At 72.0% G+C, this 23,615-nt stretch carries 27 protein-coding genes; 19 read left to right on the top strand and 8 right to left on the bottom strand.

The genetic code is table 11. The features are described 5' to 3' along the window. Window positions 1–6 precede the first annotated feature (6 nt). Both ACFWHU_RS02805 and ACFWHU_RS02800 read left to right on the top strand, forming a co-directional pair. Complete coding sequence (locus tag ACFWHU_RS02805; RefSeq protein ID WP_385800508.1) at window positions 7–1,140, top strand: YihY/virulence factor BrkB family protein; 1,134 nt, start codon at window positions 7–9, stop codon at window positions 1,138–1,140. 43 nt (window positions 1,141–1,183) lie between these two features. After that, window positions 1,184–1,936, top strand: a complete 753-nt coding sequence (locus ACFWHU_RS02800) for a DUF6597 domain-containing transcriptional factor (protein WP_387223449.1) — start codon at window positions 1,184–1,186, stop codon at window positions 1,934–1,936. On the opposite strand, the gene ACFWHU_RS02795 is transcribed toward ACFWHU_RS02800, so the two are convergent. Further along, window positions 1,876–2,268 carry a VOC family protein gene (locus tag ACFWHU_RS02795; protein ID WP_385800512.1) on the bottom strand — a complete coding sequence of 131 codons (393 nt, stop codon included), beginning with the start codon at window positions 2,266–2,268 and terminating at the stop codon, window positions 1,876–1,878. The genes ACFWHU_RS02800 and ACFWHU_RS02795 overlap by 61 nt on opposite strands. 204 nt (window positions 2,269–2,472) lie before the next feature. Here ACFWHU_RS02795 and ACFWHU_RS02790 point away from each other — a divergent pair, with 204 nt between their 5' ends. Next, the gene (locus ACFWHU_RS02790) at window positions 2,473–4,125 is read left to right on the top strand and encodes a sensor histidine kinase (protein ID WP_387223447.1); all 1,653 of its coding nucleotides are present in this window, start codon (window positions 2,473–2,475) and stop codon (window positions 4,123–4,125) included. A gap of 27 nt (window positions 4,126–4,152) precedes the next feature. Here ACFWHU_RS02790 and ACFWHU_RS02785 read toward each other — a convergent pair whose 3' ends face one another. Together ACFWHU_RS02785 and ACFWHU_RS02780 are read right to left on the bottom strand one after the other, a co-directional pair. Further along, a complete protein-coding gene (locus ACFWHU_RS02785) occupies window positions 4,153–4,932 on the bottom strand; it encodes an ABC transporter permease (RefSeq protein WP_387223445.1) in 780 nt (259 codons plus the stop codon). Then, on the bottom strand, window positions 4,929–5,864 hold the full coding sequence (locus ACFWHU_RS02780) for an ABC transporter ATP-binding protein (protein WP_387223443.1): 936 nt from the start codon (window positions 5,862–5,864) through the stop codon (window positions 4,929–4,931). The genes ACFWHU_RS02785 and ACFWHU_RS02780 overlap by 4 nt, the downstream gene beginning before the upstream one ends. A gap of 156 nt (window positions 5,865–6,020) precedes the next feature. Between ACFWHU_RS02780 and ACFWHU_RS02775 the strand changes: the two genes are divergently transcribed. Next, entirely contained in the window at window positions 6,021–6,665 is a 645-nt protein-coding gene (locus ACFWHU_RS02775) for a response regulator (RefSeq protein ID WP_387223966.1), read from the top strand. A 124-nt stretch (window positions 6,666–6,789) separates the two neighbouring features. Here ACFWHU_RS02775 and ACFWHU_RS02770 read toward each other — a convergent pair whose 3' ends face one another. Beyond that, window positions 6,790–7,683 carry a S1 family peptidase gene (locus ACFWHU_RS02770; RefSeq protein ID WP_385800520.1) on the bottom strand — a complete coding sequence of 298 codons (894 nt, stop codon included), beginning with the start codon at window positions 7,681–7,683 and terminating at the stop codon, window positions 6,790–6,792. A 665-nt stretch (window positions 7,684–8,348) separates the two neighbouring features. On the opposite strand from ACFWHU_RS02770, the gene ACFWHU_RS02765 reads away from it, so the two are divergent. Continuing rightward, entirely contained in the window at window positions 8,349–8,861 is a 513-nt protein-coding gene (locus ACFWHU_RS02765) for a DUF6328 family protein (RefSeq protein ID WP_385800521.1), read from the top strand. Between the two features lie 29 nt (window positions 8,862–8,890). Here the strand turns inward: ACFWHU_RS02765 and ACFWHU_RS02760 are convergent, their stop codons facing one another. Next, complete coding sequence (locus tag ACFWHU_RS02760; protein WP_387223440.1) at window positions 8,891–9,268, bottom strand: VOC family protein; 378 nt, start codon at window positions 9,266–9,268, stop codon at window positions 8,891–8,893. Window positions 9,269–9,400: 132 nt separating this feature from the next. On the opposite strand from ACFWHU_RS02760, the gene ACFWHU_RS02755 reads away from it, so the two are divergent. The 7 genes from ACFWHU_RS02755 (at window position 9,401) to ACFWHU_RS02725 (ending at window position 14,619) form a co-directional block, all read left to right on the top strand. Next, window positions 9,401–9,949: a GNAT family N-acetyltransferase gene (locus tag ACFWHU_RS02755; RefSeq protein WP_385800525.1), complete on the top strand. Its 549-nt coding sequence runs from the start codon at window positions 9,401–9,403 to the stop codon at window positions 9,947–9,949. A gap of 220 nt (window positions 9,950–10,169) precedes the next feature. Further along, window positions 10,170–10,292 (top strand): pyrroloquinoline quinone precursor peptide PqqA, encoded by a 123-nt coding sequence (gene pqqA / locus ACFWHU_RS02750; RefSeq protein ID WP_387223438.1) that lies wholly within the window; start codon window positions 10,170–10,172, stop codon window positions 10,290–10,292. An 11-nt stretch (window positions 10,293–10,303) separates the two neighbouring features. Next, complete coding sequence (gene pqqB / locus ACFWHU_RS02745; RefSeq protein WP_387223436.1) at window positions 10,304–11,260, top strand: pyrroloquinoline quinone biosynthesis protein PqqB; 957 nt, start codon at window positions 10,304–10,306, stop codon at window positions 11,258–11,260. After that, a complete protein-coding gene (gene pqqC / locus ACFWHU_RS02740; protein ID WP_385800530.1) occupies window positions 11,257–11,988 on the top strand; it encodes a pyrroloquinoline-quinone synthase PqqC in 732 nt (243 codons plus the stop codon). Before pqqB ends, pqqC begins: the two co-directional genes overlap by 4 nt. Then, on the top strand, window positions 11,985–12,269 hold the full coding sequence (pqqD, locus tag ACFWHU_RS02735) for a pyrroloquinoline quinone biosynthesis peptide chaperone PqqD (RefSeq protein ID WP_387223433.1): 285 nt from the start codon (window positions 11,985–11,987) through the stop codon (window positions 12,267–12,269). Before pqqC ends, pqqD begins: the two co-directional genes overlap by 4 nt. Then, window positions 12,266–13,414, top strand: a complete 1,149-nt coding sequence (gene pqqE, locus ACFWHU_RS02730) for a pyrroloquinoline quinone biosynthesis protein PqqE (RefSeq protein WP_387223431.1) — start codon at window positions 12,266–12,268, stop codon at window positions 13,412–13,414. The genes pqqD and pqqE overlap by 4 nt, the downstream gene beginning before the upstream one ends. 98 nt (window positions 13,415–13,512) lie before the next feature. Continuing rightward, entirely contained in the window at window positions 13,513–14,619 is a 1,107-nt protein-coding gene (locus tag ACFWHU_RS02725; RefSeq protein ID WP_385800536.1) for a PQQ-dependent sugar dehydrogenase, read from the top strand. 125 nt (window positions 14,620–14,744) lie between these two features. Here ACFWHU_RS02725 and ACFWHU_RS02720 read toward each other — a convergent pair whose 3' ends face one another. Beyond that, complete coding sequence (locus tag ACFWHU_RS02720; RefSeq protein ID WP_385800538.1) at window positions 14,745–15,764, bottom strand: alpha/beta hydrolase; 1,020 nt, start codon at window positions 15,762–15,764, stop codon at window positions 14,745–14,747. A 334-nt stretch (window positions 15,765–16,098) separates the two neighbouring features. Between ACFWHU_RS02720 and ACFWHU_RS02715 the strand changes: the two genes are divergently transcribed. The 6 genes from ACFWHU_RS02715 (at window position 16,099) to ACFWHU_RS02690 (ending at window position 21,119) form a co-directional block, all read left to right on the top strand. Next, window positions 16,099–17,616: an ATP-binding protein gene (locus ACFWHU_RS02715; RefSeq protein WP_387223428.1), complete on the top strand. Its 1,518-nt coding sequence runs from the start codon at window positions 16,099–16,101 to the stop codon at window positions 17,614–17,616. Beyond that, a complete protein-coding gene (locus ACFWHU_RS02710; RefSeq protein ID WP_385800542.1) occupies window positions 17,613–18,035 on the top strand; it encodes a roadblock/LC7 domain-containing protein in 423 nt (140 codons plus the stop codon). The genes ACFWHU_RS02715 and ACFWHU_RS02710 overlap by 4 nt, the downstream gene beginning before the upstream one ends. After that, entirely contained in the window at window positions 18,032–18,391 is a 360-nt protein-coding gene (locus tag ACFWHU_RS02705; protein ID WP_078074422.1) for a DUF742 domain-containing protein, read from the top strand. The genes ACFWHU_RS02710 and ACFWHU_RS02705 overlap by 4 nt, the downstream gene beginning before the upstream one ends. Next, on the top strand, window positions 18,366–19,046 hold the full coding sequence (locus ACFWHU_RS02700; protein ID WP_385800546.1) for an ATP/GTP-binding protein: 681 nt from the start codon (window positions 18,366–18,368) through the stop codon (window positions 19,044–19,046). The genes ACFWHU_RS02705 and ACFWHU_RS02700 overlap by 26 nt, the downstream gene beginning before the upstream one ends. 4 nt (window positions 19,047–19,050) lie before the next feature. Further along, a complete protein-coding gene (locus ACFWHU_RS02695; protein WP_385800547.1) occupies window positions 19,051–20,292 on the top strand; it encodes a cytochrome P450 in 1,242 nt (413 codons plus the stop codon). A gap of 92 nt (window positions 20,293–20,384) precedes the next feature. Continuing rightward, complete coding sequence (locus ACFWHU_RS02690; protein ID WP_385800549.1) at window positions 20,385–21,119, top strand: sulfite exporter TauE/SafE family protein; 735 nt, start codon at window positions 20,385–20,387, stop codon at window positions 21,117–21,119. Between the two features lie 27 nt (window positions 21,120–21,146). Here the strand turns inward: ACFWHU_RS02690 and ACFWHU_RS02685 are convergent, their stop codons facing one another. After that, window positions 21,147–22,487, bottom strand: a complete 1,341-nt coding sequence (locus ACFWHU_RS02685; protein ID WP_387223424.1) for a 6-phospho-beta-glucosidase — start codon at window positions 22,485–22,487, stop codon at window positions 21,147–21,149. Between the two features lie 60 nt (window positions 22,488–22,547). After that, entirely contained in the window at window positions 22,548–22,997 is a 450-nt protein-coding gene (locus tag ACFWHU_RS02680; RefSeq protein ID WP_385800552.1) for a VOC family protein, read from the bottom strand. A 111-nt stretch (window positions 22,998–23,108) separates the two neighbouring features. Here ACFWHU_RS02680 and ACFWHU_RS02675 point away from each other — a divergent pair, with 111 nt between their 5' ends. Continuing rightward, window positions 23,109–23,597: a GNAT family N-acetyltransferase gene (locus ACFWHU_RS02675; RefSeq protein ID WP_387223422.1), complete on the top strand. Its 489-nt coding sequence runs from the start codon at window positions 23,109–23,111 to the stop codon at window positions 23,595–23,597. The last annotated feature ends 18 nt before the right edge of the window (window positions 23,598–23,615 follow it).

Below are 23,615 nucleotides of genomic sequence, written 5' to 3'. Positions count from 1 at the left end.
AAGGAGGTGCAGGCAGCAAACGAAACACCCGAGCGGCCATCGGGCCGACTCCGGCGGGTCCGTGCCCTCTACCGCAACGTCTCCAAGCGGAGGATGACCTGGCTGCTGCTGAAAGACACGGTCAACTCGTGCATCGAGTACCGGATCCTCGGTCTCGCCGCGGAGGCGGCGTTCTTCACGCTGCTCTCCCTGCCGCCGCTGATGATGGGTCTCCTCGGCCTGCTCGGGTACATAGACGACTGGACCAACACCACCACCGTCGCCTCGATCGAGGAGAACATCCTCACCGCGGTCGGCACGGTCCTCTCGGACCGCGGCGTCGACCAGATCGCGAGACCGCTGCTGTCGGACGTCACGCACGGCGGACGCCCCGACCTCATCTCCATCGGTTTCGCCATCGCGCTCTGGTCGGGCTCCCGGGCGGTGAACGTCTTCATCGACACGATCACCGTGATGTACGGACTCGACGGCCGCCGCGGCATCGTCGCCACCCGGCTGCTCGCCTTCCTCCTCTACATCGTGGCGCTGCTCATCGGCGCCGTGGTGCTGCCCCTCGCGGTGGTGGGGCCCGACAGGGTCGTCGACATCATCCCCTGGGGCACGGAGGTCGCCAGCGTCCTGTACTGGCCGGTGGTGATCCTGCTCTCCGTCGCGTTCCTGACCACGCTCTACCACGTGTCCGTGCCCGCGCGGTCGCCGTGGATAGAGGACGTGCCGGGCGCGCTCGTCGCCCTCGCCATGTGGGTCTTCGGCAGCTTCCTGCTGAGGATCTATCTCACGAGTACGGTCGAGGGCCCCACCATCTACGGATCGCTCGCCGCCCCCATCGCGGTCCTCCTGTGGATCGGGATCTCCGCCTTCGCCGTCCTGGTCGGCGCGGCGGTCAACGCCGCCATCGACCGGGTCTGGCCGTCCGTCGCCACGGCGGCGGCCCGCGCGGCCAACGAGCGCCTGCGCGCGGCGCACGCGGCGGAGCTGGTGGCGAGGAACGAGGCGCTGTCGGGGGACACGGACGACGGCGAGTACGGCCCGGACCCGGACATGCCCTCCGAATTCCCCGAGCGGTGGTCCCGCTTCCTGCCTCCGGACGACCTGAAGTCGCGTTTCCACGCGGGCCGCGACAAGGAGCAGCGGCCGTGATCGCCGCCCCGGCGCCACGGGGCGGCGCCGGTAACCTGGAGGTGTGTACAGGGAACGGGCGTCGCACGCCGAGGGCGTCGTCGTATGGACGCGGACAGCGCCCGAGCGGGACGACGGCCCTCTCTACCCCGTCCTGCCGGACGGCTGCATGGATCTGCTCTGGACCGGCGGCCGGCTGAGCGTCGCCGGACCCGACACACACGCCTTCGCCCCGAAGCTGTCGAACGGCGGCGGTGGCTTCGCCGAGGTCGTCGGGGTCCGCTTCGCGCCCGGTGTCGCGCCCGCGCTCCTGGGCGTACCGGCGCACGAGCTGCGCAACCGGCGCGTGGAACTCTCCGACCTGTGGCCGGGCCCCGAGGCGCGTGAGATCGCCGAGCGCGTCGCCGCCGCCACCGACCCGGCCGCCGCCCTGGAGACGGTGGCACTGCGCCGCATCGCCGTCACCGGACCGCCCGACCCGCTGCTGCGCGCCGTCGTCGACGAGCTCGACGCGGGGCACACGGTCGCCTCCGTAGCCGACACCGTCGGCCTCGGTACCCGCGCGCTGCACCGCCGTTCCCTGGACGCCTTCGGCTACGGCCCCAAGACCCTGGCCCGTGTCCTGCGGCTCCAGCGCGCGCTCGCGCTCGTACGGGCGTCGGTGCCGTACGCGGAGGCCGCCGTCGCCGCCGGCTGCGCCGATCAGGCGCACCTCGCCAGGGAGACGCGCGATCTGACCGGTCTGACGCTCGGTGCCTACGAGGCGTTGGCGAAGAACGAGACGCCGCAGCCGTCCGGGTCGAGCACGACCGCGTAGCGCTGGCCCCACTCCGCGTTCCACGGCTTGAGGTGCCCGCGGTACCCGGCGCCGGTCAGCTCCGCGTAGACCGCGTCGACGTCGGCGGGGCTGTCGCAGAGGAAGTTGAGGCCCAGCCGGTCGCCGGTCGACGGCGGGGTCCACTCGGGGTCGAAGGAGCGCACGACGTCCTCCGTGTCCCACGCCAGCCGCATCCCGCCCGGAAGGGCGGCCTCCACATGGGGAGCGGTGTCCGCGTCGGTGGGGATGTCCAGGCCGAGCCTGCGGTAGAAGGCGAGCGAGGCCGCCATGTCGGAGGTGACGATGCCGATCAGATCGAGTCGTGGAGTCATGCGCCCAAGGTAGGCGCGGGCCGTCGCGACGGTCTTGAACGAATCGGACAGGGTGGCGGCGCCCGCTCCACCGGCCCCGTCCGGGGCGCGGCCGTTCGATAGCCTCGAACGGTGCGTTGGTGGGGTGGGACGAGCGAAACGGCCCGGACGGGCGATACGGGCGCGAGCAGCGATACGCGGGGCTGGACGGCGGTGGGTCCGGCCGTGCGCGACACCGCCCTGTGGCTCGCCCTGGCCGGGGTCGCGCTGGTCTGGTTCGTGGGCCACCCCGAATCCTCCGTCGCGCTGGAACTGGTGCTGCCGCTGGCCGTCCTCGCCGTCGCGATCCCGGGAGGTCGCCGGTGGCCGGTCGCCGCCGTTTTCGCCGTCAACGCGCTGTGCGCCATCGGCCTCGCACACCCCGTCACGCCCGCGAACGCGTACGTCGTGGCGCTGGCCGTATCGGCGTATCTCCTGGGCACCGGACCCACCACCACCCGCTCCGCGCTGTCGGCGTTCGGCGGCTGTCTGGCGCTCGACCTGGCGCTCTGCGCCGTGCTGGGCGGGGGAGCGGTCTGGTGGTACTACACGTTGACGGCGTTCCCCCTGGCGCTGCTGGTGCCCTGGCTCTTCGGCCGTTACTGGCAGGCGCAGCTCGCTTTCGTACGCGGCGGCTGGCAGCGGGCGCAACTCCTGGAGCGCCAGCAGCGGCTCGTCGCCGAACAGGCCCGGCTGCGGGAACGGACCCGGATCGCCGCCGACATGCACGACTCGCTCGGGCACGAGCTGAGCCTCATCGCCCTCCGGGCCGGCGCCCTGGAACTCTCACCCACGCTGACCGGCCAGGACCGGGCGGATCTGGGCGAGTTGAGGGCCGCCGTGTCGGACGCCGTCGGGCATCTGCGGGACACCGTGGGGGTGTTGCGCGACGACGAGGGTGACCGGGCCGCGGCGCCGGCGGCCGAGTCCGTCGAGGAACTGGTGGACCGGGCGCGGGACTCCGGCGTCACGGTGGACCTGCGGCGCGACGGCGCCCCTGCGTCTCCCGGCCTCTCTCCGCTCGTCGACCGCGCCGTCTACCGGGTGGTGCGGGAGTCGCTCACCAACGCGGCCAAGCACGCTCCCGGGGGCGCGGTACGCGTGCGGATCACGCACGAGGGCGGGCGCACGGACGTACGGGTGACCAACTTGGCCGGGGACGCGGGGAAGTCGCTCTCGCCGTCGGGCCCGGTATCGGGAGGGCACGGTCTGACGGGGCTGCGGGAGCGGGTGGGGGTGGTCGGGGGGACGCTGCGGGCCGCGCCGTACGGGAGCGGGTTCGAGGTCGTCGCGACGATGCCGGACCGGGTGGGTCAGGACCGGGTGGGCCGGCACCGGCCGAGGAGCGCGGGGCAGGAGCCGGTACGGGAGTCCGGGGCCGCGACCGACTCCGAGTCCGACGTGAACCCGGACCCGGACCTGCACCCGGACCTGCACCCGGAGTCGGCGTCGGAGTCGGTACGACAGCTCACCACCGCCCGGCGAAGGGCCAGGCTGCGGTTCGCCGCCGCGTTCGTGGTGCCCGGCGGATTCGGGCTCATCACCCTGGGCTCCGCCGCCTACGCCGCGTTCCAGCTCGCGACCTGCGTGCTGCGGCCCGCCGACTACGCCCAGCTCCAAGTCGGCCAGGACCGCGCCGAGTTCGCGCACGTCCTCCCGGCGCGGCAGTTCCCCTACGTCTCCGACTCCGTCAAGGCCCGCCCCCGCCCCGCCGGGGCGACGTGCGCGTACTACCGCTCCAGCGGCAGCCTGCTCGACCAGGTGGACGTCTACCGCCTCTGCTACACCGGCTCCCGGCTGGTCTCCAAGGACGTCGTGCCCGGGTCGGGCAGCGGGTGACGACGTCGCGCCGCCACCGGACAGGACCTACGCGTCACGCCGCCGCAGCACCTGACGCCCGATCAGATGACCGACGGCCGCCCACCCCGCCACGATCAGGAAGCCCGCCACCCGTGGATACGGCGCGTCGTCGGCCAGCATGGCGTGCGTGCCCGCGCCGTGCGGCAGATGGTCGTTGACGGCTCGCAGCACCTCGCCGCCCAGCCCCGCCAGCACGGTCGGCACGCCGTAGAGCAGCAGGAAGAGCACCGTCAGTACCCCGGCCGGTGCCCGCAGGGCGAAAGAGACCCCCACCGTCAGTACCGCCACCAGCGCCAAGTAGCCGCCCAGAAGCAGCACTTGACCGAGCACCGTGGTGGCGTCGAAGGTCGCCCGGCCCTCGAACGACGCCCACGCCACGGCCGTGCCCAGCACCCCGAACAGCACACCGGCCACGAACGCCACCGCCGCGGTGACCACCCCCTTGGCCAGCTCGACCCGGTGTCTGACCGGCACCCACAGCAGCGTCGCGCGCACCCCGCCCGTCGCGTACTCGCTCGTCACCGTGGTCATCGCCAGGACGACCACCACGAACTGCACCAGCACCGCCGCGGCCACCGGCGCGTTGCCGACCGGCTGGACGGGATGGTCGTTGATGCGGGCGATGGCGCCGTAGTAGAAGGTGAACACCCCCATCAGCAGCGCGCCCGCGACCAGGCACACGTACGCGGCCCGCACCGTCCACAGCTTGGTCCACTCGGAGGCCACCGCCCCCGCGAACCCGCCCCCGCCCGCCATGCCCTCGCCCCTCATGCCCTCGCCCGTCATGCCCCCGACCCCCATGTCCCGGCCCCCGCCCCGTACTCCACGCTCTGAGCCGTCAGTTCCATGTATGCCTGCTCCAACGAGGCGCAGACCGAGCGCAGTTCATGCAGTCGCACGCCCAACCCGTGTGCCGCGTCCCCCACTTCTTCTGCGGTGCGGCCCGTCACGATCAGCTCCGTCTCACCGGCCGGCGCCACGTCCGCGCCCTCCCGGACCAGCCGCTCCACCAGCGCGCGCCGGTCGTCGGCGCCGGGGACACCGACCCGCACGGAGGCTTGTGAGCCGTCGGCCAGGAAATCCGCCATCGCCATGTCCGCCAGGAGCTTTCCCCGGCCGATGACGACGAGTTGATCGGCCGTCAGCTGCATCTCGCTCATGAGATGGCTGGAGAGGAAGACCGTGCGCCCCTCGGCGGCCAGCGAGCGCATCAGCTCGCGCACCCAGCGCACCCCGTCCGGGTCGAGACCGTTGACGGGCTCGTCGAAGACGAGGACGCGCGGATCGCCGAGCAGGGCGCCCGCGATGCCGAGCCGCTGGTACATGCCGAGCGAGAACGCCCCGGCGCGTTTGCGGGCCACCGACGCCAGCCCCACCAGCTCCAGGACCTCGTCCACCCGGCCGACCGCGATGCCGTTGCTGCGGGCCTGCGCCGTCAGATGCCCGCGCGCGGAGCGTGCGGGGTGCAGGGCCTTCGCGTCCAGCAGCGCGCCGACCTCGCGTACGGGATGACGCAGCGCCGCGTACGGCCTGCCGTCGATGAGAGCCGTGCCGCCGTTCGGACGGTCCAGCCCGAGGATCACGCGCATGGTGGTCGACTTGCCGGCCCCGTTCGGGCCGAGGAAGCCGGTCACCCGGCCTTCCGCTATGTCCAGCGTCAGACCGTCCACGGCGACGGTGTCGCCGTAGCGTTTGGTCAGCCCTCTCAGGGTGATCACGTGTGTGCTCGTCCTTCCGGTGCCGTCCGTTCCTGTCCTTCGGACGGTACGAATCACCGGTGCGGTACACATCGGACATTCGTCAGCGATCACACCCCCGACTTTCGTCGGGGACCCTCCCGTGACCCGGCTCGGTACACTCCGCCCGTGGTCAGAGTGCTGGTGGCGGACGACGAGGCGCTGGTCCGCGCCGGAGTGCGCGCGATCCTCGCGAGGGATCCGGGGATCGAGGTCGTCGCTGAGGCGGCGGACGGCCGGGAGGCCGTCGACGCCGTACGCGAACACCGCCCGGACGTCGCCCTGTTGGACATCCAGATGCCGGGGCTCGACGGGATCAGCGCCGCGGAACGGATCCATCGCGAGCTGCCCGGTACGGCGGTGGTCATGCTGACGACCTTCGGCGAGGACGATTTCATCGCCCGTGCGCTGAGCGGCGGGGCCGACGGGTTCCTGCTCAAGGCGGACGACCCAAGGGAGTTGCTGGCGGGCGTGCACGCGGTGGCGGGGGGCGGCGCGTACCTCTCACCGAAGGTCGCGGCCCGTGTCGTCGCGGGGCTGCGGGCCGGCGGGGCGGGCGCGGCGGCCGTGAGACCGCTGGCCGAGCGGCTGACCGGGCGGGAGCACGATGTCCTGGCGCTGGTCGGCTCCGGGCTGTCCAACGCCGAGATCGGCGGACGCCTGCATCTGGTCGAGGGCACGGTGAAGGCCCATGTCAGCGCGATCCTGGCCAAGTTGGGCGTACGCAACCGGGTGGAGGCGGCGATCGCCGCGTACGAGGCGGGTCTGGTCGGCCGGGAGTAGCGGGCGCCCGGACACACGACGGCGGGCCGCGCCTGGGGCGCGGCCCGCCGGGGACAGCTCGTCCCTGCGTCGTTCAGGGCTTCAGGGGATCGTCATCCCCCGGGGGCCCGGACGCCTCGGATGTTCAGATGATCGAGACGCCGTAGACGCTGAGGGCCTCGGTGACCGGCTGGTAGAACGTGGTGCCGCCGGAGGAGCAGTTGCCGCTGCCGCCGGAGGTCAGGCCGTGCGCCGTGGTGCCGGAGAAGAGCGCGCCGCCGCTGTCGCCGGGCTCGGCGCAGACGTTGGTCTGGATCATGCCGGTGACGATGCCGTCGGCGCCGTAGTTCACCGACGCGTTGAGGCCCGTGACGGTGCCGCTGTGGACACCCGTCGTGCTGCCGCTGCGGGTGACACCCTGACCGACGGACGGGTCGGCCGCGCCGTTGATCTCCTGGTAGCCGCCGTTGTACAGGTAGACCCTGCCGTCGGCCGCACCCGGGTTGGAGTGCTGGATGATCCCGTAGTCATTGCCCGGGAAGCTGGTACCGGCGGTCGTGCCGATGGACCAGCTGCTGCCGATGTTGGTGCAGTGACCGGCGGTCAGCGCGTAGTTGGCGCTGCCGTTGGTGACGTTGAAGCCGAGGGAGCAGCGGGCGCCGCCGGTGGTGATGGCCTCGCCGCCGGCGATCAGCTTGCTGAAGGTGCCGGGGGTGCGCTTGATCGTCACGCCGGCGTCGGTGCCGGCGACGGCCGACTTGACCTCGGCCAGCTCGGCCGCCGAGACGGTGCTGTCGGCGGTGACGACGATCTTGCCGGTGGCCTTGTCCGTGTACCAGGCGGTGCCGGCCACGTCGGCGCCGCGAACCGCGGAGCTGGCGTCGGCGAGCTGAGCCGCCGTCACCTTGGCCTCGGGGGCCGGTGCGGCCACCGCTGACGGGACGGCGAGCGCGACGGCGGCCACGAGACCGGTGGAAACGGCCAGGGCACGAGCGCGTCTGGACACGCCGTTACGGGGGGAGAAGCGCTTGAAGGTCACGAAATCCTCCATCGGTGGGGGGAAAGCACGGCCCCGTGGGGTGTGGGCCGTTGTTCGTGCGCCGGTCCGTGGCCGGTCTTATCCGGTCGTGGACCTGTCGAGCCGCACGGATGGAATCGTTGACGGGCTGCGCCTCGTACACAAGGCCGACTTCCGGACCCCGGCCACGCGCGCCACCGTCCGGCCTGGACAACGCTTCTGATGGTGCGTCACTTTTTCTTTGCACGCGCATGGGCTGTGGTTTGCTGCAAATTGAACCGGCGAGGTGAACCAGTTGCGCGATACGGGCGGAAACTCCCGGCGAGGCAGCGGATTTGAGCCTGTATGCCGGGGGCTGCGACGGGTCACTTCACGAACACGCAGGGTTTGCGGGGTGGTTCGGTGCCCGATATCAGCGGTGTGTACAACCGCGAGAGGGTCCGGTCCGGCGGGCTCCGCCGAACGCCTCCCTTGTTGCCGGTGAAGCCTTATGTGTCGTACGTGCGAATTGCGCGCACCCGATCGATGGCTGAAAATGCTCGCCCTGGCCCGAGTTGGGGATAAAGAGCCTGTCCGGAATCGGCCAAGGTCGCGCCCTTGCCGGGCGGCGCCCACCTGTGCATTGACCATGAAGTGCCGCCGGAAGCCGTCCGCATGGACGGCCCCGGCCGGGAAACCCGGAACGCATGACGGACGACACGAGAAGACCGGACGGGACAGGGCCCAGGGGCCGGGACGAGTCGCCGGAGGAGCGGGCCGACCGGCGCTGGGCCGAACTGCTTCAGGAGGTGCGCGTCGCGCAGACCGGGGTGCAGATCCTGTTCGGATTCCTGCTCACCGTGGTCTTCCAGCCGCGCTTCGGCGATCTGTCCGACACCGACACCAACATCTACCTCGCGACGGTGGTGCTCGGAGCCGTCGCCACCGGCGCGCTCATCGCGCCCGTCTCCTTCCACCGGATGGTCACGGGGCGTCGGCTCAAGCCCGAGATGGTCGAGTGGGCGTCGCGGCTCACCGTCGTCGGGCTGGTCTTCCTGCTGTGCACCATGGCGTCGGCCCTGCTGCTGATCCTGCGCGTGGCGCTGCACAACGCCACCGCGCTCTGGATAGTCGCGGGCCTGGTCCTGTGGTTCGTGCTCTGCTGGTTCGTCCTGCCGGCCTGGGCCCGCCGCGACAACGCCAGGAGCGCCACCGATTGACCGGTGCCGCGCCTACCCACGCCGAACGGTCAGGCCGGGCGGTCCTGGAGCACGGAGAGGGTGTTGCCCGCCGGATCGGTGAACCACGCGATGTACGGGCCGCCGAGCCGGAAGATCCCCTTCTCGTCCGTCTCCATGCCGGGATAGCTCTCGAAGCGCACGCCCCGCCTGACCAGTTCGTCCACGGCCGTCTCGATGTCGTCCACGGGGAAGTTGAGGATCGTGTACGTGGCGGGGACATGGTCCGGCTTCGGATACACGAGCACCTCCGCCCCGCCCGCGAGGCGCAGCCGCAGCATGCCGTTCGCCTCGGTGACGTCCAGGCCGAGCGTCTCGCCGTAGAAGAGGCGTGCCCTCGGGATGTCGTCCACGGCGAAACCGCTGAACGCCTTGCTTCTGCCGAGCATGGCTGCTTCCTCTCGTCCGGCCGGTTCCCCTCGTTTCCGACCGTACAAGCAGGGTCGGGACCCGGCAGCCCGACCGGCCCCCGGCGGGTCCCGCAGCGCGGGCCGCCGTACCGGATGCGTAATACTCGGAGTATGACCCCGCGTATTACCGGTATCCGCCGTCCGGCGGACAGCACCGCGGCCGACATGTCCGTCCGGCGGGCCACGGCGCGTGACGCCAGGCGGCTGACCAGGCTCGTCCGGTCGTCCAGCGCCTACGAAGGCCCGTACGCGCCCATGATCGCCGGCTACCGCGTGGGGCCCGACTACATCGAGACCCACCGGGTCTTCCTCGCCACCGCCCCGGACGGCCGGCTGCTCGGCTTCTACGCCTTGCTGCTCGCCCCGCCCGAACTGGACCTGATGTTCGTCGCCGACGCCGCGCAGGGCCTCGGAGTCGGACGGCGGCTGATCAACCATATGAAGGGGGAGGCGCGCGCGGCCGGTGCCGGTTCCGTACGCGTCGTGTCGCATCCGCCCGCCGAGGGTTTCTACCGCGGCGTCGGCGCGGAACGCGTCGGTACGGTGCCGGCGAACCCGCCCGCGGTCATGTGGGACCGTCCCGAGCTGGTCATCCGGGTCGATCCCGCCGATGACGCTCCGACTCGAACGGTCGAACAAGCCACCCACACGGGTAGTTGAAGCGCGGGCACCCCCCGATCCGCGTCGGGATGTGGTCCGATGAGATGCGGTCGGACCCATTGACCGCGTTCCACCAAGACGTAACGCTGTCGCACATGACTGAACGCCGGACATTCATGTGAATGCGCGTTCAGTGGTCCCGCGCCATCGTGCGTCATCGAGAAGTCACTGCTGAATCACTCCCTGATCCCCCACATCTCAGGAAGGCAGGCAACGGCTCATGAAGGACTCACAGGAAACGGCCCAGGAGCCCACGGACGGCACGATCAACTGGCAGACCCCCGACTTCGTGGTCGTCGAGACCGCGCTGGAGGTCACCGCCTACGCCCTCACCGACCGGTAGACCCCGCCGCCATGCTGCTGCAGGTGCTCGGCGCCGCGGCGGGCGGCGGGCTGCCCCAGTGGAACTGCGCGTGTCCCGGCTGTGCCGGGGCACGCGCGCACCCGCACCGGCGCCGCCGCCATGCCTCACTCGCCCTGCGCGCCGACGAGGACCGCTGGTATCTCGTCAACGCGACCCCCGACATCGGCGACCAGATCGAGGACAGCCCCGCCCTGCACCCGGGGCCCGGAGCGCGTGACACACCCGTGGCCGGAGTGATCCTCACCGACGCCGAACTCGACCACACCCTGGGCATCGCCCGGCTCCGCGAGGCGCGGGGATTCGACGTCCTCGCCACCCGGTCCGTCCACGGGGCCCTGACCGGCCTGATGAGACTGGACGACATCCTCGCCCCCTACACCCACGTCGAATGGCGGGAGCTGGGCGCCGAGCCCGAGCCACTCATCAAGGGCGGCGCCGTCGAGATCGACGCCGTACCCGTCTCGCCCAAACGCCCGCGCTACGCCGCCACCGCGGACGGAGCGAACGGACCGGACGGGGCGGCCGCCGTGGACGGGGCCGACGGAGCGGACGGGGCCGACGACGACGCCAACTGGGTGGTCGCGCTGCGGCTGCGCGAGACCGCCACCGGCCGCAGTCTCGTCTACGCCCCCGCCCTCGCCCGCTGGACCGACACCTTCCAGGACGCCGTCGAGGCCGCCGACTGCGTGATCCTCGACGGCACCTTCTGGGACGACGACGAACCCGTACGGACCGGCATCTCGGACCGGACCGCCACCGGCATGGGACATCTGCCGATCGCCGGACCGGGCGGCACCGCGCGCCGGCTCTCCGGGCTGCGCGCCCGCTGCCTCTACACGCATCTCAACAACACGAACCCCCTCGGCGACCCGGACGCCCCGCAGCACACGCTGCTCGGGGAGTGGGGCCTGGAGGTCGCCGCCGACCGAATGGTGATCGAGCTGTGAGCACAGCCGCCCCGACAGCGACGCGGACCGACGGGCCCTGGAGCCCCGAGGAGTTCACGGACCGGCTGCGCGCCGTACCCGCCGAGCGCTATCACGACCGCCACCCGTTCAACGTACGGATGCACGAAGGCACCCTGAAACCCGACGAGTTGCGCCGCTGGATCATCAACCGCTTCCACTACCAGCGGCACATCCCCGTCAAGGACGCCCTGATCCTCGCCAAGTTCGACGACTCCTCGCTGCGCCGCTCCTGGCTCCGCCGCATCCAGGACCACGACGGCCCGGTGGAGGGGGAGGGCGGTATCGAGCGCTGGCTGCGGCTCGGCGAGGCCGCCGGGATCGACCGGTCGCGGCTCCGCTCGGGCGCGGAGGTCCTGCCGGGCGTACGGCTCGCGGTCGACGGATACGTCAACTTCTGCCGGCTGGGCTCCCCGCTCGAAGCCGTCGCCGCCTCCCTCACCGAACTGGCGGCCCCCGGCATCATGCGCACCCGCATCGACGCGTTCGAACTCCACTACCGGTGGATCGAGCCCGACGGGCTGATCTACTTCCGCGACCGCATCGGACAGGGCGGGCGGGACAGCGAGGAAGCCCTCGCCCTGGTCCTCGGCTGGGCAGGGACCCGGCGGGAACAGGAAGCGGCGGTCGCCGCGCTCCGCTTCAAGTGCGACGTGCTCTGGTCCCTGCTCGACGCGGTCGACCACGGGCAGCCGGGGGAGCGGCCATGACCGGACGGCCGGACACCGACTCCGACTCCGACTGGAAACCGGTGCTCTCCCGGTCGGTGGTCCTCCGGCACGACCGCGTGCGTGACACGGACCTGATCGTCCTGCCCGAGCGCGTCGTCGTGCTCCAGGGCGACGCCGGATCCGTCCTGCGCCTCTGCGACGGCGCGAACGACGTCGGGACGATCGTCGCCACCCTCGCCGAACAGCACCCCGGCGCCCCCGTGGCCGACGAAGTGCCGGTCTTCCTGGGGCGGTTACGCGCGGAAGGCTGGCTCAAGTGAGTGGACGGACCGGCCCGGCCCCGCCGTGGGCGCTGCTCGCCGAGCTGAGCCACGGCTGCCCGCTGCGCTGTACGTACTGCTCCAACCCCCTCGAACTCATCAGCCGGAAAGATGAACTGACGACCGATCAGTGGGACGGGGTCTTCCGACAGGCCGCCGATCTCGGAGTCGTACAGACCCATCTCTCCGGCGGTGAGCCGCTGCTGCGCCGGGATCTGACCGAGATCGTCGCCGCCGCCGACGGAGCCGGAATCCACACCCAGCTCGTCACCAGCGGCGTCGGCCTGCACGAGAAGCGGCTGGCCGCACTGATGGCCGCCGGGCTGCGCAGCGTGCAGCTCTCGGTGCAGCACGCCGACCCCGCCGCGTCCGAACTCATCGCGGGCGCACGCTCGTTCGCCGCCAAGGAACGCGCGGCCGCGCTCGTGCGCGCCGGGGACCTGCCGCTCGGCCTCAACGTCGTCCTGCACCGCTCCAACCTCGACGCGCTGGACGATCTCGTCGAACTCGCCCTCGCCTGGGGCGCGGAGCGCATCGAACTGGCCAACACCCAGTTCTACGGCTGGGCGTTGCGCAACCGCGACGCGCTCCTGCCCGATCGGGCCCGGATCTCCCGGGCCAGGGAGTCCGTCGAGCGGTGGCGGGAGCGCCTGGCCGGACGGCTGGATTTGGTGTGGGTCGTGCCGGACTACGTGGACGGGACGGCCAAGCCCTGCATGGGCGGCTGGGGCGCCGTCTCGATGACGGTCGCGCCGGACGGCACCGTCTACCCCTGCCCGGCCGCCGCAGCCCTGCCGGGGCTGGACGCGCCCAACGTCAAGGACCACTCCCTGGAGTGGATCTGGCGCGAGTCGAGAGCCTTCAACCTCTACCGGGGCGAGGAGTGGATGAGCGCCCCGTGCCGTAGCTGTGAGCTGCGCACCAAGGACTTCGGGGGCTGCCGCTGCCAGGCCCACGCCCTCACGGGTGACGCCGCGCGGACGGACCCGGCCTGCCACCTGTCACCGGACCACGCGCTCGTACGTGACCTGGTGGACGCCCCGACGGCCCCCGAACCCCTGCCGGTCGGTGCGGCACCGGCCACGCCCGCGTACGTGTATCGGGACCACCCGGACGACCACGGAACCGCACGCGGTCACCCCTAGAACTTCCTTTCGCGCGGCCCCCCATGGCCGCACCGCACACAGCACCGCTCCCGCACCGCGCACAGCACCTCCCACCCCCACTTCATCCGGAGGAAACCATGCACGGCAGCAAGCCGAGGAAGACCCTCGTCAGGACGGCGGCGGCCACCGTCGCCGCCGCGGCGCTCGTCGCCGGACTCGTCCAGACCGCCGGCGCGAACGAGTCCGGCGCCACCGCCGCGGCCGGCGTACCGACCGGCATCACCACCATCTCCACCGGCTACTCGATCCCCTGGGGCATGCACTGGCTGCCCGACAACTCCTCCGCGCTGGTCACCGAGCGCAACTCCTTCAAGGTCTTCAAGGTGACCCCGGCCGGGCAGCGGACCGAGATCGGCTCCGTCCCCGAGTCCCAGACCACCGGCGGTGAGGGCGGTCTGATGGGCGTCGCCGTCGACCCGGACTGGGAGAGCAATCACTTCGTGTACTTCATGCACACCGCGTCCGAGGGCAACCGGATCGCGCGCATGACCTACGACGGCACCGGACTCAGCGGCTACACGGCCCTGTTGAAGGGAATCGCGAAGAACAGGTACCACAACGGCGGCCGGCTCGCCTTCGGCCCGGACGGCCATCTCTACGCCTCGACCGGCGACGCGCAGAACACCGCCCTAGCCCAGGACAAGAACTCCCTCAACGGCAAGATCCTGCGGATGACGACGGACGGCGCCCCGGCGCCCGGCAACCCGTTCGGCAACCACGTCTACAGCCTGGGCCACCGCAACCCGCAGGGCATCGCCTTCGACCCGCAGGGCCGGCTCTGGGAAGCGGAACTCGGCGAGAACGCGCGCGACGAACTCAACCTCGTCAAGGCGGGCAACAACTACGGCTGGCCCATCTGCGAAGGCAACTGCTCCCAGGCCGGGATGACCAACCCCAAGGCCACCTGGACCACCGCCGAGGCGTCACCCAGCGGTATCGCCGTCGTCGACGGCGCCGTCTACATGGCGTCGCTGCGCGGCGAACGGCTCTGGCGGATCCCGGTCAACGCCGCCGACGAGAACGTCGGCACGCCGCAGGCGCACTACGTCGGCACGTACGGGCGGCTGCGCGGCGTCACCAAGGTGCCGGGCGCCGACGCGCTGTGGCTCTCCACGACGAACGTGGACAGCAACGGCGGTGAGCCGGCCGGGTCGGACAAGATCTTCCGGGTGACGATCGGCTGATCCGGCGCGCACGACGCACGACCGGCCGCGCTCGACCGGCGCGCGCCCCCCGACGGCCGCTGTCCGGCGCGGAACTCCCCTTCCGCGCCGGGCAGTCGGCCCGCCACCCCACGCCCCGCCCCCGCTCAGCCCACCAGCGGTTTCAGCAGCATCGGCAGCGCGTGACGCAACTCCCGCTCCCAGTAGGCCGGGGAGTGCGTGCCCGGATAGAAGTGCGTCGTCACCCGCGCGCCGGCTTCCCGCAGCCGGTCCGCCAGCGCCCGCGACTCCCGCTCCATCAGCGTCTCGGACGGCGAGATCACGTCGTCGCCGAAGGGATCGGCGGGATCCTCCAGCCCCGGGATCTCCTCGTCCGGCTCGACGTCCGGCGGATCCAGCACACCCGCCGTCCCGTCACCGGCGGACAGCCGCACGGGCATGCCCCGCAGCCGCTCGGCCAGGTAATACGGGTCGTGCGCAACCCAGTTGGCGCGCTGCTCGACCGGATCGCCCCAGATCGCCTTCCAGTCGAGCCCCAGATGGTCCATGCCCGCCTTGACGGCGTGCGGGTGCTGGAGCGGATGCACGTACCCGCTGAAGCTCGCGGCCGCGCGGAACATCCCCGGCCGCCGCGCGGAGTACGAGATGGCCCCGAACCCGCCCTGCGACTCGCCCGCCACCGTGCGCCGCGTACCGGCGCCGTACTCCCGCTCCAGGAGCGGCCGTACCTCGTCCAGATGGAAACGCTCCACACCGGGCGGCCCTCCGGCGCCCCCGTTCCACCAGTTCGTGTAGAAGCCGAACAGCGGCATCTCGGGCATCACCACCAGCACGTTCCGCAGCTCGGGCAGATCCTGCACCCCGTAGTCGCGGGTCCAGCTCAGATGGTCGCCGTCCCCGCCCGGAAGCAGGTAGAGCACCGGCCAGCGGTCGCCGGGGCGGCGTTCGTCCCAGCCGTCCGGCGTGGCCAGCCGCACCGCCGCCCGGCGGCCCAACGCCGGTGATTCGACGGTCAGATCGACCAGGCCCGACGTGCCTGCCCGCTCGCTCACGACCCGCGCCACGGGCGCCCGGTCGGCCGACGACGCCGGTCCCGCGGGAGGCAGCAGGGCCGCCACAGCGGCGAGAACGACCACCGCCCGCGCGCGTCGAATCCCGACTCTCATGGGAGTCCTCCTTGTCCGGCCGGAGGCGTTCCTCCGGTACCGACGACGCTACGGAGCGGCCCGTTCCCGGACATCCGGCAGCGGGAGTCGGCCGCTACTCCCGCCGGCGTACAACCACCGCGCGCCCGCCGACGGACGCCCAGCGGGCGCTCACGGCGTACGACCACGGCGCTCACGGCGTACGACACCGCGCGCCCACGGCGTGAGTTGTCCCCCTGTGGGGGTCTTCGCCGGAACGCTGCGCGCACGGCCCGTCGCTGTGTGTACTGTGCGGTTCTGCCTTCCGGGTTCACAAGGCCCGTCAGATTCCCCCGATCCTCCCGAGGTCCGTCCGATGATCGAGCAAACGGTTCTGGCCGCAGGCGGCCTGGCCGCCGGGACCCTGCTGGCGCTCGCTTTCGGAGGCGGGCTGCTCCGCTGCCGCCGCGACCGGTCCCGACTCCGTGAGGAGATCGACGGCCTGCGGGACCAGCTGGACGACGCGCGGTCCAAGGCCGATCGCGTGTCCGCCGAACTCACCTCCGAGATCGCGCACCTCACCAACAGGCGCGTCCCCGCCGTGGCGATCCGCGCCGCGCACCCTCACGTCCAGGTGCCCGGCCCGCTCAGCCCCGGCTTCGCCCGCACCGGACCGGGCGCCGGTCTGGACGGGGTGCTCCACGCCTTGTCGAGCGCCATGACGCAGGAGCGCAAACGGGTCGACGCCGCCGCGCGCGCCGGTATGCGCGGCACCACCCGCGAGATTCAGGCCGGGCTCTACCGGCTCCAGGACGTACTGCGAGGGCTCCAACAGCAGTACGACGATCCCGAATTGGCCCAGACCCTCTTCGAACTCGACCACGAGAACGAGCAGTCGCTGCGGCGCGCACAGGTCGCCGCCGTGGTCTGCGGTGCCTGGGTTGGCCTGGCCCGCCAGGAGTCGCACCTGGTGGACGCGGTGACCGGCGGCCAGTCACGGATCGTCGGCTACCACCGCGTCCGCGTCAACAACCATCTGGAGCCGGGCACCGCCCTCGTCTCCCACGCCGTCGAACCGGTCGCGATCATCGTCGCCGAACTCCTCGACAACGCCCTGCGGCACTCCTCGCGCGACACCGACGTCACGGTGAGCCTCGAACGCGCCCACCACGGGGTCGCCGTCACCATCGACGACGCCGGTGTCGGCATGTCCGCCGACGAACGCGCCTACGCCCAGCGGATGGTGGCGAGCAGCGAGCCGATCCTGCTCTCCGACCTCGGCGACCCGCCCCGCATGGGACTGGCCGCGATCGGCCAGCTCACCCGGCAGTTCGACCTGTCCGTCGATCTGTCGACCCCCTCGCCGTACGGGGGCGCACGCGCGGTGCTGCTCGTCAACAGCCATCTGCTCAGCCATGTCGACCCGGTCGTCAGGCCCCCGGCCGCCGCCGCACCGCGCTCCACCCGCCCCGCCGGGACGGAGCAGCCGGCCATGGCGGAGACGATCGGCAAACTGCCCATCAGAACCAGCGCGTCCTCACGGGCCGTACGGGCGACCGCCCGGCCGGCGCGCCCCGTCGTCCCCGACCTCCGCATGCCGGACCGGGCCCCCGCCACCGCGGCCGACGACCCGCGGGTCCCCGCCGCCGCCCACGGCCACGACGACGGACCCGGAGACGACACCGGCCCCGCCGACGACGTCCTGCCCCAGCGCAGACGGCGCCGTCCCCGCCCCGACACCGGGGCGGCGGTCCCGGCCGCCCGCCCCGTCCCCGAGCAGGCCCAACCGCCCGCCCGTACCCCCGAAGACTCCGCCGCGGCGCTCGGCGCGCTCCAGTCCGGCACCGCAGCGGCACGATCCACAGCCGACCCCGAAGGGAACGACCCGCGATGAAAAGCCGCGACGCCGGCGAAACGGCGTGGGTGCTCGATCCGATCCTGGAAATCCCGCATGTGCGGGCAGCCGTCCTGCTCACCAGAGACGGCCTCGTCTCCGGTTACACGGACGCGCTGACCCAGGCGGCCGCCGAACGCACGGCGGCGATCACCAGCACCGTGCAGGGCGCGTGCCGTACGGCCGCCGCCGCCTTCGCCGATCACGACGACGCCGAGATCCGCCAGGTCGTCATCGAGTCCGACCACGGCTACATCCTGGTCGCGCCCACCTCGCACGGCACTTGTGTCGCCGCGTACGGGGGACCCGAGGTACGGCTCGACCTGCTCGCCCACCGGGTGCACTCGCAGGTGGCCAGACTCGGCGAGAAAACGATGACCGCCGCACCCCGCGGGGGTCAGGGCGGCACTCCGGTATGACCGGCCGCAGAAGCGGCCGTCCACTGGTTCCCGCCTATCTGTCCACCGGCGGTGTGGCTCGGCCGAGCCACACCGACCTGGAGCGGCTCTCGCTGCTCACCGGCCAGGCGGGGCCCGCCCCCGACGGACTCCCCGCCGCCCGGCACGCGCTCTTCGAGGTGCTCGACGGCGGAACGCTCACCCTCGTGGAGGCCGCAGCCCTGCTGGAGCTGCCGGTCTCCGCCGTACGCGTGCTCGCCGCCGAACTGGTGGACCAGGGGCTGGTGAGCCTACGCGCGCCGGTACCCGCAGCAGCCCTGCCCGCACCCGACCTGTTGAAGAGAGTGGCCGATGGCCTCCGCGCCCTTAAGCTCTAGCACCGGTGGCACCGGCGACGGCGGGCTGCACCTGCCCGACACCACCCGCGAGCTGGTGAAGATCCTGGTGGCGGGCCCGTTCGGCGTGGGCAAGACCACACTGATCGACTCGGTGTCCGAGATCCGCCCGCTGCACACCGAGGAGCACCTCTCCGAGGCGTCCGTGGCCGTGGACGACCTCGCCGGCGTACGGGACAAGACCACCACGACCGTCGCCATCGACTTCGGGCGGATCAGCCTGGAAGCCGGCATCGTCCTCTATCTGTTCGGCACCCCCGGCCAGGAGCGGTTCCGCTCGCTGTGGGCGGACATCTCCCACGGCGCGCTCGGCGCCCTCGTACTCATCGACAGCCGCCGCATCGACGACTCCTTCGACGTGCTCGGTCTGGTCGAGGAGTCGGGACTGCCGTACGCCGTCGCCCTCAACACCTTCCCCGACGCGCGCACCTACACGGAGGAGCAGTTGCGCCGCTCGCTGGACCTGGAACCCGGCACGGCCATGGTGGTCTGCGACGCCCGGGACACCAACTCCTCCATCGACGCGCTGCTCGCACTGGTGCAGCAATTGATAGCGGGCCACGCCGCCACGGCGGCGGCCGTCGGCCCCGCCGCCGCCACCGGCAGCGGCACCGGCCCCATCCCGGAGACCTGGTGATCTCGTGACTTCCTACCCCGCACCCGCTGCGGCCTTCTCCCTCTCGGCGCCGGTCAGGCTCTGGGACGAGGGCTTCGCCGCCGACCCGCACGGCCGCTACGAGGCGCTCAGGGCGCAGGGGCCCGTCGGCTGGGGCGAACTCGCCCCCGGCGAGCCCGCGTACATCGTCACGGACCGCCGGGCCGCGCTCGACGTCCTGCACGACCCCGGCACCTGGTCGCACGACTCCAGGGAGTGGGAGGCCACCGCCGCCCCCGACTCGCCGATCCTCGGCATGCTGAAGTGGCGCCCCAATCCGCTGTTCACCGACGGCGCCGCGCACATGCGCTACCGCACCGCGCTGGTCGACGGCTTCGACCTCGTCGAGCCGCACGACCTGCGCGAGCGCGTGCACCGCGTCGTGGACCTCCTGGTCGGCCGGTTCGGCCCGGCGGGCAGCGCCGACCTCGTCGACGACTTCGCCCGCCCCCTGATGACGCTGATCTTCAACAACCTCTTCGGCCTGCCCGACAGTGAGAGCGCCCGCCTCAACAACTCGCTCGGACGGCTGATGGAGGGCGGCGACGAGGCCGCCGCCGGAGAGGTGGAGTACGGCGAGTACGTCACCGAACTCGTCACCGCCAAGACCCTCGAACGCGGTGACGACCTGACCAGCCGGCTGATCGACCACCCGGCGGACCTCACGTACGAGGAGGTCGTCTGCCAGGTCTTCCTCACCATGGGCGCGGGCCACGAGCCCACCGCGAACCTCGTCGCCAACGCCCTGTCCCGGATGCTCGGCAACCCCGCCTACTACTCCACCCTCACCAGCGGCTCCCGCCCCGTGATGGACGCGGTCCTCGAAGTCCTGCGCCACGAGACGCCGTTGGCGAACTACGGCATCCTCTACGCCCGCGAGCCGCTGAGCTTCCACGGCGTCTGGGTGCGCACGGGGGTGCCCGTCGTCGTCTCGTACGGAGCGCTCGGCTACCTCTCCGAGCAGGACAGCGCCGACGAACCGCACCACCCGCACGACGCCTCCCACCTGTCCTGGGGCGCGGGAGCGCACAAATGCCCCGTCAAACAGCACGCCCTGCTCATCGCCACCGAGGCCATCGAGCGGATCACCCAGTGGCTCCCCGACCTGGAACCCGTTACTCCGCGCGACCAACTCACCTGGCGGCCGGGCCCGTTCGTCCGGTCCCTGAAGTCGCTGCCCGTCCAATTCACCCCTCGTACGCCGGACACCACCGTTGTCACCCCGTGATCCACCCGAAGCGGTACCGTCCCTCGTAGCGTCCGGCCGGCAGGAGATACCGGCACCGGCGCACGGGAACCGACGGGAGCTCGGGGAGCGGTGTGATCGACGGCCTGACCCACGGACTCGGCGGCGGAGCGCTCGCGCTCCTCGCCGTCGTGGTCGGTGTCGCCGCGTTCGTCCAGGGCACGAGCGGCCTCGGCTTCGCCCTCATCGTGGCGCCGGTCGTCGGCCTGGTCGATCCGGGTCTGCTGCCGGTGTTCCTGCTGGCCTCGATGATCCCGCTGAATCTGTACGTGGCGTGGCGGGAGCGCGCCGGCATCGACGTACGGGGCGCCCGCTGGATCTCGGCGGCCCGGCTGGCGGCCACGCCCGGGGGACTGGCGCTGCTGTGGGCGGTCCCCGCACGCCACCTCGGGGTGGTCGTCGGGGCCGCGACGGTACTGGCAGCCGTGGCGAGCCTGGTGACGCCCGCGTTCACTCCGGGCCGGGCGGCGTACGTCGGCGCCGGTGCGGTCACCGCTCTCACCGAGACGGCGACCGGTGTCGGGGGCCCACCGCTGGCGCTGGTCTACCAGCACCGGCCCCCGGCCGAACTGCGCTCGACGGTCGCCGTCTGCTTCCTCGTCGGTGAAGTCGCCTCCCTGGCACTGCTGTTCGCCACCGGGCAGGGCCGGCCGGGCCAGGTGTGGCCCGCCCTGCTGCTCCTGCCCGTCCTGGCGCTCGGCGTGTGGCTCAGCCGTCTCGTGCACCACCGCGTCGACGCGGCGAAGCTGCGGATCACGGTCCTGGTGTTCGCGGCGGTGTCGGGGACGGTGCTGATCGTCGGGGTCTGAGGGCTGTCCCGAGTCGCTCCGGCCGGGCTACCTGAGATACGCGAGACCCGGGTGGACGTCCACGTAGCCCGCCACCAGCCGCCGTGCCACCGTCACCGAGTCCACGAGCGGATGCAGCGCGAACGCCTTGACCGCCGCCGTACGCGAACCGCTCTCCGCCGCGGCCAGCACCTCACGCTCGACGGCCTTCACCGCGCAGACCAGACCGGTCGCGTGGTACGGCAGCGGCGCCACGGACACGGGATGGGCGCCGTTCGCGTCGACCAGGCACGGCACTTCGATGACGGCGTCGGCGTCCAGCACCGAAAGCGTCGTGCCGTTACGGACGTTGAGGATCAGCGTCGCGCGGCTGTCGTGGGCGATGGCCCGCATCAGGGCGAGGGCGACCGTCTCGTACCCGCCCGACTCCAGGTCCTCGGCGGCGCGTTCACCCGCGCCGGCCGCCTCGCGGTTGTGCGCCATGTACGTGGCCTCGCGCTCGGCGCGGGTACGGTCCCAGGTCGCCAGCGCCGGGGTCTCGGGGCGAGCCATCTCCCCGTAGAAGCGGGCCTGTTGGTCCCGCAGGAAGGCGCCGCGGGTCGCCTCGGCCTCCCGGTACGCGCGTACCGTCTCGCGGTTGTAGTAGTAGTAGTGCAGATACTCGTTGGGGATCGAGCCCAGGGACCGGAGCCAGTCCGTGCCGAACAGCTTGCCCTCCTCGATCGAGCCCAGCAGTCCGGGATCGGCGAGCAGGCGTGGGAGTTGGTCCCGGCCGTCGATGCGCAGACCGCGCAGCCACCCGAGATGGTTGAGGCCCACGTAGTCGATGAACGCGGTGTCGGGGTCGCCGCCCAGGACGCGCGCGACGCGGCGGCCGAGTCCCACGGGGGAGTCGCAGATACCGATGACCCGGTCGCCGAGATGGCGCGCCATCGCCTCGGTGACCAGCCCCGCCGGATTGGTGAAGTTGATGACCCAGGCGTCCGGGGCGAGCCGGGCGACCCGGCGCGCGATGTCCACGGCGACGGGCACCGTGCGCAGCCCGTACGCGATACCGCCGGCCCCGACGGTCTCCTGTCCGAGCACCCCTTCGGCGAGCGCCACATGCTCGTCGGCCGCGCGGCCTTCGAGACCGCCGACCCGGATCGCGGAGAAGACGAAGTCGGTGCCCCGGACGGCCTCGTCCAGGTCGGTGGTGACGGTGACGCGCGGCGCGTCGGCCACCCCGGCCGCCTGGTCGGCGAGCACCCGGGCGATCGCGGTCAGCCGGGCGGTGTCGACGTCGTGCAGCACGATGTCGGTGACCCGGCCCGGCGCATGATCGCGGAGCAGCGCGCCGTACACCAGGGGGAGCCGGAAGCCCCCGCCGCCGAGGACCGTGAGCCTCATCCGACAACCACCTTCAACTCGCGCCGCGGCGCTCGGGCCGCAACCGACAGGACGGTCCCGTTATACGTCACCGATGCCGGAGATGTTCCCGGCGCCGGCTCCGCGGCCGGTGGGGTCGGGCTGCCGGGCGGGCTCGGGGGACACGGCGAGCGTGAACGAGTGACCCGCCGGATCGGAGTACGTCCGCGCGTCGCGCGGTCCGCTGTTGTTCTTGGCCTCCACCGGCCTGGCGCCGAGCCCGACCGCCTCGCGCTCGGCCTCGTCCATGTCACCCCGGTTCACGAGGATGCGCAGATGGGCCTGCTGGGAGTCGTCGGGCCGGGGCCAGCTCGGGGGCGCGTAGCCGTGGTCGCGGTGGATCGCCAGATGGACGCCGTTGTTGCCGACGACCTCGACGTAGTCGGGGTCGCCCCACGGGCGGATCTCCGCGTCGAAGAGCGCGGCGTAGAACTCGGCCAGTTCCATCGGTTCGGCGCAGTCCAGGACAAGGACACTCGTCTTCTCAACCATGCTCTCGCGTGTACCCGCCGCCGTCGGCGGCACGCGGTGGACACGCGTACGCGGGTGCCCGGAACCCAAAAGCGCTGGCGGCCCCGGACACCGCCCCGGCATGCTGGGGCCATGCTGATCAGGGAAGCCACCCCGCGGGACTGGCCCGCCATCTGGCCGTTCTTCCACGGGATCGTCGTCGCGGGCGACACGTTCACGTATCCGACCGACCTCGGCGAGCAGGTTGCCCTGGACTGGTGGCTGCTCGCCCCGCCGAACCGTACGGTCGTCGCCGTGGACGACGCGGGCACGGTCCTGGGCACCGCCAAGATGAACGCCAACCACATGGGCAACGGCGCGCACATCGCGAGCGCGAGCTACATGGTCGACCCGGCACACGCGGGCCGGGGCGTGGGCCGGGCGCTGTGCGAGTACAGCCTGGAGTGGGCGCGTACGGCGGGCTTCCGCGCGATGCAGTTCAACGCCGTAGTGGAGACCAACGCGCACGCGGTGAAGCTGTACGAGTCACTCGGCTTCACGGTGCTCGGCACACTCCCGGAGGGCTTCCGCCATCCGGTGCACGGCTACGTCGGCCTGCACATCATGCACCGCCCGCTCTGACCTCCGGTCCGTACCGGG

The sequence above is a fragment of the Streptomyces sp. NPDC060366 genome (assembly GCF_042725135.1).
In the GTDB taxonomy this organism is placed as follows: Bacteria; Actinomycetota; Actinomycetes; order Streptomycetales; family Streptomycetaceae; genus Streptomyces.
The sequence above is the reverse complement of the archived record's forward strand: the minus strand, read 5'-3'. Positions and strand labels throughout refer to the sequence as shown.